Origin of the sequence: Pseudomonas sp. NPDC047961 (genome assembly GCF_050272435.1) — a bacterium.
In the GTDB taxonomy this organism is placed as follows: domain Bacteria; phylum Pseudomonadota; class Gammaproteobacteria; order Pseudomonadales; family Pseudomonadaceae; genus Stutzerimonas.
On sequence record NZ_JBNNMD010000001.1, the window covers coordinates 49125 to 63446 of the forward strand.

The 14322-nt window shown below is 58.1% G+C and carries 17 protein-coding genes; 9 read left to right on the forward strand and 8 right to left on the reverse strand.

Translation table 11 applies throughout. From position 1 onward, the window contains the following. Positions 1 to 131 precede the first annotated feature (131 nt). Both ACQKIK_RS00245 and ACQKIK_RS00250 read left to right on the forward strand, forming a co-directional pair. Complete coding sequence (locus tag ACQKIK_RS00245; protein ID WP_045428079.1) at positions 132 to 719, forward strand: UPF0149 family protein; 588 nt, start codon at positions 132 to 134, stop codon at positions 717 to 719. A gap of 14 nt (positions 720 to 733) precedes the next feature. After that, a complete protein-coding gene (locus ACQKIK_RS00250; protein WP_045428081.1) occupies positions 734 to 1135 on the forward strand; it encodes a YbaN family protein in 402 nt (133 codons plus the stop codon). Positions 1136 to 1141: 6 nt separating this feature from the next. Here the strand turns inward: ACQKIK_RS00250 and ACQKIK_RS00255 are convergent, their stop codons facing one another. Next, a complete protein-coding gene (locus ACQKIK_RS00255) occupies positions 1142 to 1726 on the reverse strand; it encodes a tRNA-uridine aminocarboxypropyltransferase (protein ID WP_499134281.1) in 585 nt (194 codons plus the stop codon). 91 nt (positions 1727 to 1817) lie between these two features. Between ACQKIK_RS00255 and ACQKIK_RS00260 the strand changes: the two genes are divergently transcribed. Then, positions 1818 to 2489 (forward strand): glutathione S-transferase family protein, encoded by a 672-nt coding sequence (locus ACQKIK_RS00260; RefSeq protein ID WP_499134284.1) that lies wholly within the window; start codon positions 1818 to 1820, stop codon positions 2487 to 2489. A 25-nt stretch (positions 2490 to 2514) separates the two neighbouring features. Here the strand turns inward: ACQKIK_RS00260 and ACQKIK_RS00265 are convergent, their stop codons facing one another. Beyond that, positions 2515 to 2640, reverse strand: a complete 126-nt coding sequence (locus ACQKIK_RS00265) for a PA1414 family protein (protein ID WP_256203908.1) — start codon at positions 2638 to 2640, stop codon at positions 2515 to 2517. Positions 2641 to 2819: 179 nt separating this feature from the next. Continuing rightward, positions 2820 to 4541, reverse strand: a complete 1722-nt coding sequence (gene aceK / locus ACQKIK_RS00270) for a bifunctional isocitrate dehydrogenase kinase/phosphatase (RefSeq protein ID WP_499134286.1) — start codon at positions 4539 to 4541, stop codon at positions 2820 to 2822. Between the two features lie 153 nt (positions 4542 to 4694). Here aceK and ACQKIK_RS00275 point away from each other — a divergent pair, with 153 nt between their 5' ends. Beyond that, positions 4695 to 5612 carry a DMT family transporter gene (locus tag ACQKIK_RS00275; protein ID WP_499134287.1) on the forward strand — a complete coding sequence of 306 codons (918 nt, stop codon included), beginning with the start codon at positions 4695 to 4697 and terminating at the stop codon, positions 5610 to 5612. Positions 5613 to 5674: 62 nt separating this feature from the next. On the opposite strand, the gene cysK is transcribed toward ACQKIK_RS00275, so the two are convergent. After that, positions 5675 to 6649, reverse strand: coding sequence for a cysteine synthase A (gene cysK, locus ACQKIK_RS00280; RefSeq protein ID WP_045428091.1), 975 nt, complete (start codon positions 6647 to 6649; stop codon positions 5675 to 5677). A gap of 139 nt (positions 6650 to 6788) precedes the next feature. Here cysK and ACQKIK_RS00285 point away from each other — a divergent pair, with 139 nt between their 5' ends. From ACQKIK_RS00285 to ACQKIK_RS00300, 4 genes are all read left to right on the forward strand, one after another. Further along, positions 6789 to 7865 (forward strand): AsmA family protein, encoded by a 1077-nt coding sequence (locus ACQKIK_RS00285; protein ID WP_499134289.1) that lies wholly within the window; start codon positions 6789 to 6791, stop codon positions 7863 to 7865. A 141-nt stretch (positions 7866 to 8006) separates the two neighbouring features. Next, positions 8007 to 8852, forward strand: coding sequence for an AAA family ATPase (locus ACQKIK_RS00290; protein WP_019341637.1), 846 nt, complete (start codon positions 8007 to 8009; stop codon positions 8850 to 8852). 50 nt (positions 8853 to 8902) lie between these two features. After that, entirely contained in the window at positions 8903 to 9301 is a 399-nt protein-coding gene (locus ACQKIK_RS00295) for a GFA family protein (protein WP_241530858.1), read from the forward strand. A 46-nt stretch (positions 9302 to 9347) separates the two neighbouring features. Then, the gene (locus ACQKIK_RS00300) at positions 9348 to 10526 is read left to right on the forward strand and encodes a vWA domain-containing protein (protein ID WP_045428097.1); all 1179 of its coding nucleotides are present in this window, start codon (positions 9348 to 9350) and stop codon (positions 10524 to 10526) included. 540 nt (positions 10527 to 11066) lie between these two features. On the opposite strand, the gene ACQKIK_RS00305 is transcribed toward ACQKIK_RS00300, so the two are convergent. The 3 genes from ACQKIK_RS00305 to ACQKIK_RS00315 are packed head-to-tail and all read right to left on the reverse strand — an operon-like array spanning position 11067 to position 12898. Then, positions 11067 to 11606 carry a DUF2937 family protein gene (locus tag ACQKIK_RS00305; protein WP_499134291.1) on the reverse strand — a complete coding sequence of 180 codons (540 nt, stop codon included), beginning with the start codon at positions 11604 to 11606 and terminating at the stop codon, positions 11067 to 11069. After that, positions 11606 to 12382, reverse strand: coding sequence for a class II glutamine amidotransferase (locus ACQKIK_RS00310; protein WP_045428106.1), 777 nt, complete (start codon positions 12380 to 12382; stop codon positions 11606 to 11608). Before ACQKIK_RS00310 ends, ACQKIK_RS00305 begins: the two co-directional genes overlap by 1 nt. A 51-nt stretch (positions 12383 to 12433) precedes the next feature. Further along, positions 12434 to 12898, reverse strand: coding sequence for a hypothetical protein (locus ACQKIK_RS00315; RefSeq protein WP_064482142.1), 465 nt, complete (start codon positions 12896 to 12898; stop codon positions 12434 to 12436). 208 nt (positions 12899 to 13106) lie between these two features. On the opposite strand from ACQKIK_RS00315, the gene ACQKIK_RS00320 reads away from it, so the two are divergent. Next, complete coding sequence (locus tag ACQKIK_RS00320) at positions 13107 to 13547, forward strand: universal stress protein (RefSeq protein ID WP_019341630.1); 441 nt, start codon at positions 13107 to 13109, stop codon at positions 13545 to 13547. A gap of 27 nt (positions 13548 to 13574) precedes the next feature. On the opposite strand, the gene ACQKIK_RS00325 is transcribed toward ACQKIK_RS00320, so the two are convergent. Further along, a complete protein-coding gene (locus tag ACQKIK_RS00325; protein WP_241530853.1) occupies positions 13575 to 14267 on the reverse strand; it encodes a DUF6901 family protein in 693 nt (230 codons plus the stop codon). Positions 14268 to 14322: the final 55 nt, after the last annotated feature.

The window sequence follows — 14322 nt, forward strand, 5'->3', positions numbered from 1 at the left end:
CGAAATTTTCAATCAGTCGAAGACGCAGTGGCAGGAAATGCCCGCAGCCGCCGCAGCGTCAAAGCGCGCGGTAGCCGGAGGCCTGCGGCTCGTCTAGAATCAGCGCTGTTTTCTCTCCAAGGTAGCCATCGATGTCCTTCGCCGAGCAACTCGCCCGCCTGCAAGTGTTTCTGGATGCAGATGATCTGCACGAAGAAGCCCTCGATTACATCGCCGCCCATGGCTATCTCACCGCCTTGTGCATCTGTTCGGAGCAAGTGCCGGAACGCGAATGGATCGACGCGCTGTTTGCCGAGCCGCCAAAATATGCGGACGACACCGAGCGCGAAGCCATCGAGGCGACGCTGATCCAGCTCAAGGCACACATTGCACGGCAACTGGCCAGTGATGAAGACATGGAGCTCCCCTGCGAACTCGACATGGGCGACGAGCCTGACGAGTCCGACCTGCGCGGCTGGTGCATCGGCTTCATGGAAGGCGTGTTCATGCGCGAGTCGGTGTGGTTCGAAGATTCCGAGGAGGAAGTCAGCGAGCTGCTCTTGCCGATCATGGTCGGATCAGGTCTTTTCGACGAGCAACCCGAATTCAGCGATATCGCCACAGATCAGAACCTGGTCGCGGAGATGGTCGAGCAGATTCCAGAGATCCTTACGGCGCTGTACCTGATCTGTCATGCACCTGAAGAGAAGCCCGCTCTTCTCAAACCTCGCAAGCACTGACGCCGGACAGCCTCTTGGCTCACCGCGATATTCCAACGTATCGCAATCCAGTAGCACGTTATGTGCTGCTGGTGATCGGTTGGATAAGCGTCACGCTCGGCATCATCGGAATCTTCCTGCCGGTCCTGCCAACCACGCCCTTTCTTCTTCTTGCTGCTGCCTGCTTCGTCCGTAGCTCTCGTCGTTTCTACGACTGGTTGGTAACACACCCCCGGCTAGGTCCTTGGTTCCGCGATTACCTGGAAGGTAAAGGCATTCCACTCAAGGGCAAGGTTTACGCTATTACGACCATGTGGATCAGCATCGGCGTCTCCTGCTGGCTGGTACCGATGTTCTGGGCGCGTATCGGCATGCTGACCAGCGCAACGCTAGTCAGCCTCTATATCCTCCGCATGAAAACGCTCCCTGCCCGCTGAGAGACCTCAGGCCTCACGGCCATGATTACGCTGGTAGGTTTCTTGGCCCATCGCATCTATCTGCGCCTCGATCAAGGCTTCAAACGGACGAAGCAATTTATCGAACCGCCCTTCGCCCTCCAGTATGTTCAACGCCGTGACAATTGCCTCGAGGGTTGAAAGCGCACCTGGCGCCGGCGCCTTCCGCAAGCGGTAACGGGAGACAAGCCCCGTGGGCAGTGAAACGCGAGGCAAGGTCGCCAGCTCGGGATTGAGATGCAGCATTTTGCGCGCCTTTCGCCAGGTGCCATCGGGGACGACCAGTCGCAACGGTTTCTCACCCTGAGCCAGGCTTTCCAGCGGAATGGCATCGTCCCCCGGAAATAGCAGATAGTTGTTACGCTCATCGGCTGGAACGCTGACGACTTCGCCCACCACCAACTTTGCACTGCGCAGCCCCAAGGCGGCCAATCGAGCCGTGTTGAGCGCATGCGCGGTTTCGCTGGGGTGCTGCAGGATGAGTACCTGCGTCTCGCTAGTCAGCGAGGGGATCAACGGGCACAAGCAGTGGCTGGAAGGCCGCTGACAGTATTGGCATTGCGGACGGGACATGACTTCTCCTGTGGTCGGCGAAGTCTGCCATATCGCACGCAACGGCAGGCTATGCTGGTCCCACTCACTGAAAACTGGGAGGCAGTCGCCAATGATCACGCTCCACCATCTGGAAAACTCTCGCTCGCAACGTGTGCTGTGGCTGCTAGAGGAGCTGCAGCTACCCTACGAAATCAAGCGTTACGCCCGGGACCCGAAAACCATGCTGGCGCCGCCCGAGCTGAAGCGGGTGCACCCGCTGGGCAAATCCCCTGTGATTACTGACGGCGACCTCACCCTCGCCGAGTCCGCAGCCATTCTGGAGTATCTGGTCGAACGCTACGGCGAAGGCCGGCTGGCGCCCGCTGCCGGTACCCCGGACTACCTTCGCTTTCGTTATTGGATGCATTACGCGGAGGGCTCGGCAATGCCGCCCCTGCTGCTACGACTGATCTTCGATCGCGTCGCCAACGGACCGATGCCATTTTTCATCCGGCCCGTGGCCCGAGCGATCGCCAAAGGTGCCAATCAAGCGTTCATCGGCCCGCAGCTCAAGCTGCATCTGGACTACATGGAAAGCGAGTTATCCAAGACGCAGTGGTTCGCGGGCGAAGATTTCACCGTCGCGGACATTCAGATGAGCTTTCCGCTAGAAGCCGCTCAGGCGCGCGCAGGCCTGGACGCCAGTCGGCCAAACCTGACGGCATTCTTGAAACGTATAAGAGAGCGACCCGCTTATCAGCGCGCCGTTGGAAAAGGTGGTCCGGTAATGCCGGGGCGCTAGAGCTACCGCGCCCGGCCCGCCGAGGTCAGCGACGCTGGGCCGCTGCTTTGTCTCGTTGCGCTCGTACCGGGATCGGCTGCAAACGAGGCGGTTCGACAAACCCAAGCGCCACTGCCAGATTCCAGCACACACTATTGAGCAATGCTTTCATGACTAACCCCTCCTGCTTGATACGGGTTTTTGGTGGAGCCCTGGGACTTCGAGATCAGCATAACCCAACAATCGCAACATAGCCTGCGAGAGGTGTTGCAGAGTATTCAGCCAACGCGCCGTTCGTCCGGCTCTTATGAATAGCGACCCGCACTGTCCGAAAGCGTTCGCCTGTCGCGACTACTGGGCAGTCTGCATCTTGCGACGATACGGAAAGACATCGATCACCTTGCCGTCGCTGATTGCCTGCTGCAGGCCCTTCCAATAGTTAGCGTCGTAGAGCTCTCCATGCAGCTTCGCGAACAGCCGGCGCTGCCCGATATCGGCAAACAGAAAGCGAGGAAACTCCTCCGGGAACACATCGTTGGGCCCGACGGAATACCAGGGCTCAGATGCCATTTCATCTTCGGGGTATCGAGGCTCGGGTATGTAGCGGAAATTGACCTCGGTGAGAAAGCATATCTCGTCGTAATCGTAGAACACGACGCGGCCATGGCGGGTTACACCGAAGTTCTTCAGCAGCATGTCACCGGGGAAGATGTTGGCAGCCGCCAGTTGCTTGATAGCCAGTCCGTAGTCTTCCAACGCTTCATGGACCTGCTGTTCGCTTGCGTTTTCCACGTACAGGTTCAACGGAGTCATTCGCCGCTCGGTCCAGCAGTGACGCACCAGTACCGTATCGCCTTGGACCTCGACCGTAGAGGGTGCAACCTCAAGCAATTCAGCGAGGCACTCTGGTTCGAATTTAGCTTTTGGAAAGCGGAAATCGGCGAACTCCTGCGTGTCCGCCATGCGCCCTACCCGGTCGACACTTTTCACCAAGCGGTACTTTTCCACCACCGTCGCACGGTTAACGTTCTTGGTATGGGAAAAGCGATCCTTGATGATCTTGAACACGGTATTGAAGCCAGGCAGCGTGAACACGCTCATCACCATTCCGCGCACGCCGGGCGCCATGATGAAGCGGTCGTCAGTGCTAGCCAGATGGTTAATCAGCGCCCGGTAGAACTCCGATTTACCGTGTTTGTAGAAGCCGATTGAGGTATAGAGCTCGGCGATGTGCTTGCCGGGCATGATCCGCTTGAGAAAGCCGATGAACTCCGCCGGGATAGAAACTTCCACCATGAAGTAAGAGCGGGTGAAGGAGAAGATGATCGAAACTTCCGCCTCATCGGTAATCAGGGCATCGGCAACCAATCCATCGCCTTCCAGGTGCAACAGCGGGATAACCAGCGGCCATTGCTCGTCGCAGGTGAAGATGCGCCCCACAAGATAGGCGCCTTTGTTGCGATACAGCACCGAGGTGAAGAGCTCGACGACGAGTTCTGGATCCTTGCAGACCCAATCGGGTAAGGACACCTGCAGCTGAGTCTCGAGCCGCTGCAAATCTCCTTCCCGATCAGCGTACGGCACGTCGAACGCAAAATCGCTGAGAATCTGTTCGAGCACACCGTGCAGATCACCACTGGGTTGGTAGCGCCGCGTCTGCGCCATTCGCTGGGCGCGGTTAGCCGGCCGCGTGGTGTGGATGAACATGGTGCTGTCATTGATGCAGTCATGGCTGAACAAGGTACAGAAGATCGAGTTGTACCAAGTTTCCGAAAGCTCATCGTCAAAGCGTGGATTGATCAATCCAATGTATTCATCCTTGACCTGTGGCCAACGGTTCACGTCGAGCAGAACCCCTGGTTCCACAGCAGAGCGCAAGGCTGCCGCTGTCTCGCTGACTTTTTCTTCGTACAGGTTGATACGGGCCGCCGATGCACGCTGGGCATCTTGCCACCGGGCTTGCTCGAAGCGTGCCCGGGCGCCCTCAGTGATCAACCTGAAATGTTCGCGGTAGTCATCGAAGCCCAGAAGGATCTGCTGGGCGATCTCGAGGTTCGGCGAATGCTGCGCCATATCATTTATCCCGCTGCATGAAAGCGTCGAGCTTATCCACAGCAACTTGTCAATGAAAGCGAGTCAGCTCAACGGGCGTTTTGAAAGCGAGTTTAGAGTTGTCAGGCGAGCCCGCCTCACCAACACTGACGACTCGACCGCCGGAGCTCTGCTATGCGACTTCTCGACCTGTTGCGTCTGCTCAGTCTTGCCGCTATCTGGGGTGCCAGCTTTCTCTTCATGCGAATCATCGCGCCGGAGCTTGGCACCTTTCCCACCGCTTTCTTCCGTGTGCTGTTCGCTTGCATTGGCCTGCTGGCGATTCTGGCGCTCATGCGGACCCGCTGGGATTTTCGCGGCAAACTTAAGCTGTGCCTGATCCTGGGTATGATCAACTCTGGCATTCCGTTCGCTCTCTATGCCTTGGCGGCGCAATTCCTACCAACTGGCTATTCGGCGATCTTCAATGCGACCACACCGATGATGGGCGTACTCATCGGTGCATTGTTCTTCGCCGAAGCATTGACTGCAGCGAAGCTGGTCGGCGTGCTGTTTGGCCTGAGCGGTGTAGCCTTGCTGACACGCACCGGCCCTGTCGCATTCGACCTGCAACTGCTAGTCGGTGCACTCGCGTGTTTGGGGGCAACCGCGTGCTATGGATTCGGCGGCTTCCTGACCCGGCGCTGGATCAATCAACATGGCGGTCTGACCAGCGAACTGGTCGCTTTTGGAAGCCAGGTCGGAGCAGCACTATGTTTGCTGCCCCTTTTCGCCATTTCTTTGCTGACAGCACCGCCTGTTTCCTGGGGTGGCAGCACCGTCTGGCTAAGCCTTGCTGGCCTCGGCATCGTTTGCACGGCCTTTGCCTACATTCTCTACTTCCGCCTGCTTGCCGATATCGGTCCGGTTCGAACGCTGACGGTGACGTTCATCATTCCGCCGTTTGGGGTGCTATGGGGAGCTCTGTTTCTGGGAGAACCGCTGGACTGGGCCTACGCCTACGGTGGCGCGCTGATCGCCGTGGCGCTCTGGCTCGTGCTGAAACAGGCACCATCCGCAGTTGAAGCTGCGCCCCAACCCCAACGCAGCTAGGCGGGGTTGGCGCCGCGCGCCTAATGGCTGCGCCAGGCTGCAACAGCCTGGCGCAGGGCGGATTACTGCTGTAGCTCTTGCTCGCCGAACATATCGGAGAACAGCATGGACGACAGGTAACGCTCACCTGAGTCGGGCAGGATCACCACGATGTTCTTGCCCTGCATTTCCGGCTTTTCGGCCAGACGGACCGCCGCCGCCATCGCAGCACCGCAGGAGATCCCACAGAGGATGCCTTCTTCGCGCATCAGGCGCAGCGCCATGGCCTTTGACTCATCATCATCGACACGCTCGACCTGATCGACGATCGACAAATCCAGATTCTTCGGCACAAAACCGGCACCGATCCCCTGAATCTTGTGCGGACTCGGTTTGACTTCTTCGCCCGCCAGGGTCTGGCTGATTACAGGGGAGCTGACCGGCTCCACCGCAACGCTCAGGATCTGCTTGCCCTTGGTGTTCTTGATATAGCGCGAAACGCCAGTGATGGTGCCACCCGTTCCCACGCCCGCCACCAGCACGTCGATACTGCCTTCGGTGTCGTTCCAGATTTCCGGCCCGGTGGTTTTTTCGTGAATGGCAGGGTTAGACGGATTTTCGAACTGTTGAGGCATGAAATAGTTGTCAGGATCGGATGCTGCAATCTCGGCGGCTTTCTCGATCGCGCCTTTCATGCCTTTTGCCGGTTCAGTGAGCACTAGCTCAGCGCCGAGCGCCTTCAATACCTTGCGGCGCTCCAGACTCATCGAGGCCGGCATGGTCAGCATCAGCTTGTAGCCACGCGCCGCCGCAACGAAGGCCAAGCCAATGCCCGTGTTCCCAGAGGTCGGCTCAACCAGCGTCATACCTGGCTTCAGGCGTCCCTTTTCTTCGGCATCCCAGATCATCGCCGCGCCAATCCGGCACTTGACTGAATAAGCCGGGTTTCGACCCTCGATCTTGGCCATGATGCTGACGCCCTTAGGCCCCAGACGGTTGATCATTACCAGTGGCGTGTTGCCGATGGTTTGCGCGTTGTCAGCGAAGATGCGGCTCATGACGGTATCCCTGCGATGAAAAAACCAAGACTGATCAGCCTAAGCGCAGTCTCTCGACTCGTCCAGCCGAACTCATAGTTGGCGACAAGGGTCCATCCAGAAGCAGAGCCGCCCATGTTTCCGCTCGATCAGGCCTCCAATGAAGACACGTTATCGCCGCCCGCTGTGGGTCTTGTTGTCACTTGCACTACTGCTATTGGTTATTCATCTGGCACTGCCCTACGTAGTACTTAACTACCTGAACGGCAAACTTGCGGATTTGGGAGACTACCGAGGCCACATCGAAGACGTCGACCTCGCCTGGTGGCGGGGCGCCTATCGGCTCGATGGTCTGGTGATTGACAAAAAAAACCAGCAAGTCCAGGCGCCGCTGTTTACCGCAAACGCTGTCGATATCGGTCTTAGTTGGCGGGCGCTGTGGAAAGATCAAGCGCTGGTTGGTGAGATCATTTTGGAACAGCCTCACCTGAACTTCGTCGACGGTGAGGAAAAGGAAAGCTCGCAAACGGGCGATGGGGTCGATTGGCGTGATCGTCTCAATGGTTTGATGCCGTTTACGCTCAATGAACTGAAAGTCGTCGACGGGCAAGTCTCGTTTCGCAACTTCCAGGCAGACCCGCCCGTTCATGTCTATGCCAGCGCGATCGACGCCAGCCTCTTCAACCTGACCAATACAGCGGATCAGAAGCAAGGGCGCGTCGCGCGATTCGAGGGCACAGCACAGTTATTCAATCAGGCACCGATGGAAGCCAGCGCACAGTTCGATCCCTATACAGACTGGGAAGACTTCCAGTTCAGCCTGCGTGTTACAGACGTCGATCTGACCAAACTGAATGACTTCAGCAACGCCTACGGAAGCTTTGATTTCGCAGGCGGCACTGGCGATCTGGTGATTGAAGCCGAGGCCACCGACGCTCAGCTGGACGGCTATATCAAGCCGCTGCTGCGTAACGTCGAAGTATTCAACTTCGAGCAAGACGTTAAGAACGAAGACAAAGGTTTCTTTCGCGGCATCTGGGAAGCGGTTGTTGGCGGTGGTGAGGAAGTGCTACAGAACCAGCGCAAGGACCAATTCGCCACGCGCGTAGAGCTGGACGGCAGTACCAAGAACACCGACGTAAGCCCTTTCCAGGCATTCATCGCAATTCTGCGTAACGCCTTCGTAGAGGCCTTCTCGGCGCGTTTCGAGCGTTCACTGGGTGAAGATGAGGAGTAAGCGCGAACACCGACGGAACGGCTGCCCATTCAGTGACTGAATGATCCGCTCACGTTCACACTCGCGCGCCCATCACTTATAGTCGGTCGTCTAAATCAACATGAAGTGCCTGCGTGCCAGGCCCGATCCAAGGAAACTCCGATGAAGTTCGAAGGCACCCAGTCCTACGTCGCCACAGACGATCTCAAACTTGCCGTTAATGCGGCCATCACCCTGGAGCGTCCGCTTCTGGTGAAAGGCGAGCCGGGCACCGGTAAAACCATGCTGGCCGAGCAACTGGCTGAATCATTTGGCGCGCAGCTGATCACCTGGCATATCAAATCCACCACCAAAGCCCATCAGGGGCTTTACGAGTACGATGCCGTCAGCCGACTGCGTGACTCGCAGCTGGACTCCGACCGTGTCCACGACGTACGCAACTACATCAAGAAGGGCAAGCTGTGGGAGGCGTTCGAGTCCGAGCAGCGCGTCATCCTGCTGATCGACGAGATCGACAAGGCCGATATCGAGTTCCCCAACGATCTGCTGCAAGAACTCGACAAGATGGAGTTCTACGTTTACGAGACCAACGAAACCATCAAGGCCAAGCAGCGGCCGATCATCATCATCACCTCGAACAACGAGAAGGAACTGCCCGACGCCTTTCTGCGCCGCTGTTTCTTCCACTACATCGCCTTCCCTGATCGCGACACGCTGCAGCGGATCGTCGACGTGCACTACCCCAATATCAAGAAGGATCTGGTGGCCGAAGCGCTCGATGTGTTCTTTGATGTACGTAAGGTGCCAGGCCTGAAGAAGAAGCCGTCCACCAGCGAGCTGGTCGACTGGCTGAAACTGTTGATGGCCGACAACATCGGCGAAGCCGTCCTGCGCGAGCGCGACCCGACCAAGGCGATCCCGCCGTTGGCCGGCGCCCTGGTGAAAAACGAGCAAGACGTGCAATTGCTTGAACGTCTGGCGTTCATGAGTCGTCGCGCCAGTCGCTGACCGGCGGCGGCTCACAGGAGCCGGACGCCTCACTTACTGGAGAAAGATCCATGCAAACGCATACCGGTAGTTGCCTCTGTGGCGTCGTTCGTTATCGCATCGACGCTCCGATCAACGAGCTGACCCATTGTCACTGCAAGATGTGTCGTAAAGCCCACGGTGCGGCTTTTGCCACTTATGCGGGCGTGCCGCTGGATGCGTTTCACTTTCTCTCCGGCAAGGATCAGTTGGGTGTCTATCACTCGTCCGACCATGTGACTCGGACGTTCTGCATTCGCTGCGGCTCCAACCTGCAATTCGTCGACAACCGCGAGCATGAGCTCGGCGTTGCTGCCGGCACGCTCGATTCGCCGTTGCCCGCCCCGCCTCAGGAACACATTTTTGTGGGCTCGAAGGCGGACTGGTACGAGATCCGCGACGGACTCCCGACGCACGACGAAGACCGCTGACCATTAATACAAGGTGCCGCGATGACGGCACGCCTGAGGTTCTGCCATGTTGCTTGGCCTGTTCAATGAGATGCGCGCCGCCAAGGTTCCGGTGTCGGTGCGCGAGCTGCTCGATCTGATCAATGCGTTGAAACACAACGTCGTATTCGCCGATATGGATGAGTTCTATTATTTGTCCCGGGCGATTCTGGTAAAGGACGAGCGGCACTTCGACAAATTCGATCGTGCCTTCGGCGCCTATTTCAAAGGCTTGGAAAATCTGGATCAGCATATCGAAGCCTTGATTCCAGAAGAGTGGCTGCGCAAGGAGTTCGAGCGTTCCTTGAGCGATGAAGAGCGCGCCAAGATCGAGTCCCTAGGCGGCTTGGACAAGCTGATCGAGGAGTTCAAGAAACGTCTCGAGGAGCAGAAAGGCAAACATGCCGGCGGCAACAAGTGGATCGGCACGGGCGGTACCAGTCCGTTTGGCTCCGGCGGCTACAACCCCGAGGGCATCCGCATCGGTGACGCAGGCAAGCGTCAAGGCAAGGCGGTGAAGGTATGGGATCAGCGCGAATACAAGAACCTCGACGATCAGGTCGAGCTGGGGACGCGCAACATCAAGGTCGCGCTACGCCGCTTGCGCAAGTTCGCTCGCCAGGGCGCGCAAGACGAACTGGACCTGGACGGCACCATCGACCACACCGCTAAAGACGGCGGCCTGCTGAATATCCAGATGCGCCCCGAGCGTCGCAATGCGGTGAAGCTGCTGATCCTGTTCGACATTGGCGGTTCGATGGATGCGCACGTCAAGGTCTGCGAAGAGTTGTTCTCCGCCTGCAAGACGGAGTTCAAGCACCTCGAGTACTTCTACTTTCACAACTTCATCTATGAGTCGGTCTGGAAAAACAATTTCCGCCGGACTTCCGAACGCACGTCGACCCTGGACCTGCTGCATAAGTACGGTGCCGACTACAAGGTGGTCTTCGTTGGCGACGCGGCCATGGCGCCCTACGAAATCACCCAGCCTGGCGGCAGCGTAGAGCACTGGAACGAGGAAGCCGGCTACGTCTGGATGCAGCGCTTCATGGAAAAATACAAGAAGCTCATCTGGATCAACCCTTACCCGAAGGATACCTGGGGCTACACCTCTTCCACCGGCATCGTCCGCGACTTGCTGGAGGACCGCATGTACCCACTAACCTTGAGCGGACTGGAAGAAGGCATGAAGTTTTTGTCGAAATAGGTCGCTATCGACCTTCAGCTGCAGGGACGCACCGATGAAAACACGATTGGCCCTTTGGGCCGTCACAGCCGTGACGGCAATCACCATGGCCGGTGCGCTACAAGTAGCCTTTGGCTTATCAGGTGAGCGTGCCATACATAGCATCGGTGCCAATGCGCCAGCGATAGCCCGCTTTGCGTTGGGCTATAAGCAGACCATCATCATCGTGAATCTAGCCGCTTCGGCTCTGCTACTGATTTGGTGGCTAGCCGCAACGGCCAAGCCGACCCACCGACCAGGGTTGAGGCTGGCAAATGCTGCATTCGGTAGTTGGATACTGGTCCAGATGCTGGTGATCTGGTCGGCTGTCTTAGGCATTCTTCAACAGGTGTCAGGTTTACCCGATGGAGAGCCTATTCAAGCTGCCTTACTGATCATTGGGGCCTCTTCGCTCAGATGGCTAATCCCGTCGACCTTCTGCTTGCCTATCCTTCAGTTAGGTTTGGGGGAATGGGCTTACCGCGTCACCGCGCGAGTAGCACATCCCCCAAGGCGTCCGGACTATCGCTTCGACGGAAGCGGGCTAGCCGTACGACGGCGGCGTCGATAACGCTGTGGAAACAGAGCCTGGCGAAGCAAGACGAAGAGGCTTTCAATGATCCATGCAAGCAACAGCGCGCAGCTTAGGCCCCAGGCGATGGCCTCGGGCGCCAGCAGTACCTGAAAGCGGTAGCTATTCCATACCTGGCGTCTTATCTCACTGTTTGCCCCGACCAACACGTGCCAGGCCTGTGCGTACCAAGGCCCTTCCATGATCCGCCATTCACGATCAAGCAACCGTGCGCGCTCGACCAATGCCGAAACGCTGCGCGCATCGCTCTGAAACACCGCATCTTCGCTGGCTCGGTAATGCTCGACCAAGGCGCTCAGATCACCTTTGAAAAATCGCCCGGCTGTTTCCTGGAACCCGGCCAGACCCAGCTGCGCCTCTAGCCGACGCGCCTCGACGTGATCACTGTACGCATTGATGAAGCCCGGCACCTGAATACCGATGAGCAACCCAAGGGCAAACAAGGTCAGCCGCAGATAGCTTCTCAACATCATTGCACCTGCCCGCGCGCGACGCACTCGCCCAACCGCCAAAGCGTCCATTCGCCCGATTGATGAATATCCCACTGCTCGTTGTCGGTTAATGGCTCGGTTGCCAGCACCGTTACGACGTCGTTTGGCGTCGTCTCCGCGTTGAAGTCCACCGTCAGTTCGGCATCTTTCAGTTGCGCCGGGCCGAAAGGGGCGCGCCGGGTGATCTGCGCCAGCTTGGTTGAGCAGAAACTGAACAGCCATTCACCGTTACTGAGCAAGCAGTTGAATACGCCTTTGGTACGGTAACTGGCACAGGCATCGAGCAGATGCGGGACCAGATCCTCCGCAGCGACCCGCTCGGGAAAGTCGCCGCGTATGAGATTGAGCAGATCGCAGAATGCCGCTTCACTGTCCGTATCCCCTACCGGCTGATAGAAGCCGCGCGCCGGGCTGAAATCCGCTAGTTGGCCATTGTGGGCAAAACACCAATGCTGCCCCCACAGCTCCCGGACGAAAGGATGCGTATTGACCAGCGCGACTTTGCCGACGTTGGCGTGACGAATATGGCCGATCACCACATGACTTTTAATCAGGTAATGCTGAACCATCTTCGCCACTTCCGACTCGCAGCTGGCCACCGGATCTTGGAACAGTCGCAGACCGCGACCTTCGTAGAACGCAATACCCCAGCCGTCCTTGTGTGGTCCAGTGCGGCCGCCGCGTTGCATCAGCCCGGTGAAGCTGAAATGGATGTCGGTGGGTACATTGGCGCTCATGCCGAGCAGTTCACACATGCGCTATCTCCCGATAGGTTCTGCTGCGCCTTGGGCGAGAAAGGTTCAGTGTCAGAGTCTGGGTTCGGTCCGCGCCTCGTAGCGGTTCATCGGACGGTAGTCCTCTTCGTCATCATCCTCGAGTCGTTCGCGCAGGGTACGAGGGTCTTCATGGCGCGATTCGCTCGGGTGCTGTTTCGCCCGCCGCTCGATCAGCCAACGTATAAGCACAAAAACCGCATAGATGGCGAATGCAATCAAGCCGTAGAGCGCGAGGTCAGCCACGGCACGCCAGGCATTACTGCCGACCTTGAACAGCAGATCCAGAGCTGTGATGGCGACCGCCGGGGCGAACAGATCCTTGGCGGGATCGACGATGGTCGGCGTCAGCAGCAACACGGCCATGATCAGCCGCAACGGCTCGCGCAGCCAGCGCCACAGGGGACGGGTGATGCGCAACCAGACCAGCAAGCAGCCCAGCGCGGCGATACCGTAGGCAGACCAGGCAAGCAAATATTCATTGGCGGGTAGGAACATGGCGATCTCTGTACAGGCCGGAGGAAGCCCCGGCATTAACGCCGGGCATGATAACAGTCGTGAGCGACGGCACGGCTAGCCAACTGATGCAATGCAGCTGGCCATTGCGCATCCAACGCCGTATAAACCCTGAAAAAAAACGCGTTGCAGCCCATATCGCGTGCCTAGAAGCCATACTTGTAGCAACCGACATTTCAGGAGATTCATCATGATCTACCAGCATATTCTGGTCGCCACCGACCTGAACGACGATTGCCATCCAGTGGTCGCGCGCGCTCAGGCGCTGGCGACCGCCAGCGGTGCGAAACTGGCGTTGGTCCATGTCATCGAACCCATGGCGATGGCCTTCGGTGGGGACGTGCCAATGGATCTTTCAATGCTGCAACAACAGCAGTTCGACCAGGCCCGTGAGCGCTTGGCCGGGTTCGCCGACCGTTATCCGGGGCTAACCGCGGAACAACGCCACCTAGCCTACGGTCAGCCTCGTCAGGAAGTTCACCGACTGGCCAAGGAGCAAGGCTGTGATCTGGTAGTGGTGGGCAGCCATGGCCGCCACGGCCTCGCTTTGCTGCTCGGCTCCACGTCCAATGACATCCTGCATGGTGCGCCCTGCGATGTGCTCGCCGTACGCCTGAAAAAACCCGAGTGATCCGTCGCCCGGCCTGAGTCAGCTGGCTCAGGCCGTTTCGACACCCTCCCCCGCACTCATCACAAGTGGCCGAATCTTTTGCAGCTGAGTCTCCAATGAGTAGGTCAGGCTCGATGCCATGGAGAAGAAGGTCAGGAAGGCCTTTAGGTTCGAGTCCTCGTGACAGGTATCGTGGATGCGCTGCCAGAACGCTTGATTGACCAGCTGCAACTGCTGGAACGACCTCACCAATCCCCGCAACTCCCAATCGGCGTGCCGTCCTTCGCGCAGGTTGAAGTACTGTCTCGCCAGGTACAGCGATACCGCCCGAAGTACAAACTCCTGATTGCTCGCGAACGGCAAATGCTGATGGGCCATCGGCTTGAGCCGGCCAAGTATCGGACATGCACTGGTGGCCATGATCACACCCAGAAGCGCGCGCAATCCCTCTTCCAGCCCGACCAGCTTGTTGTACTCCCGCTCAGGGGTACGGACATGCACCTGCGCTTTACGAATGGCGGGCAGACCTTGGAAATCCTCGATGACTCGATGCAGGTCAACCGCCGCCGGGCAATGGCTGAACTCGTTACGACTCAACGGGCAATTGTTGCACTGCTGATGATCCAGGCGCGTCCATCTCGGCGCCAGCTTCGCAGTCTCGTGATCAAAGACACGGTCCGGCTCGATCCGGTAGCAGAACTCATGCTCGTCATCGAGGGTGATTCGGTATTCGATTGCCATCTATGCTCCGTCTGCTGGCAGATATCGTTATCTTCACGAAGTCCCGCTCAACGCA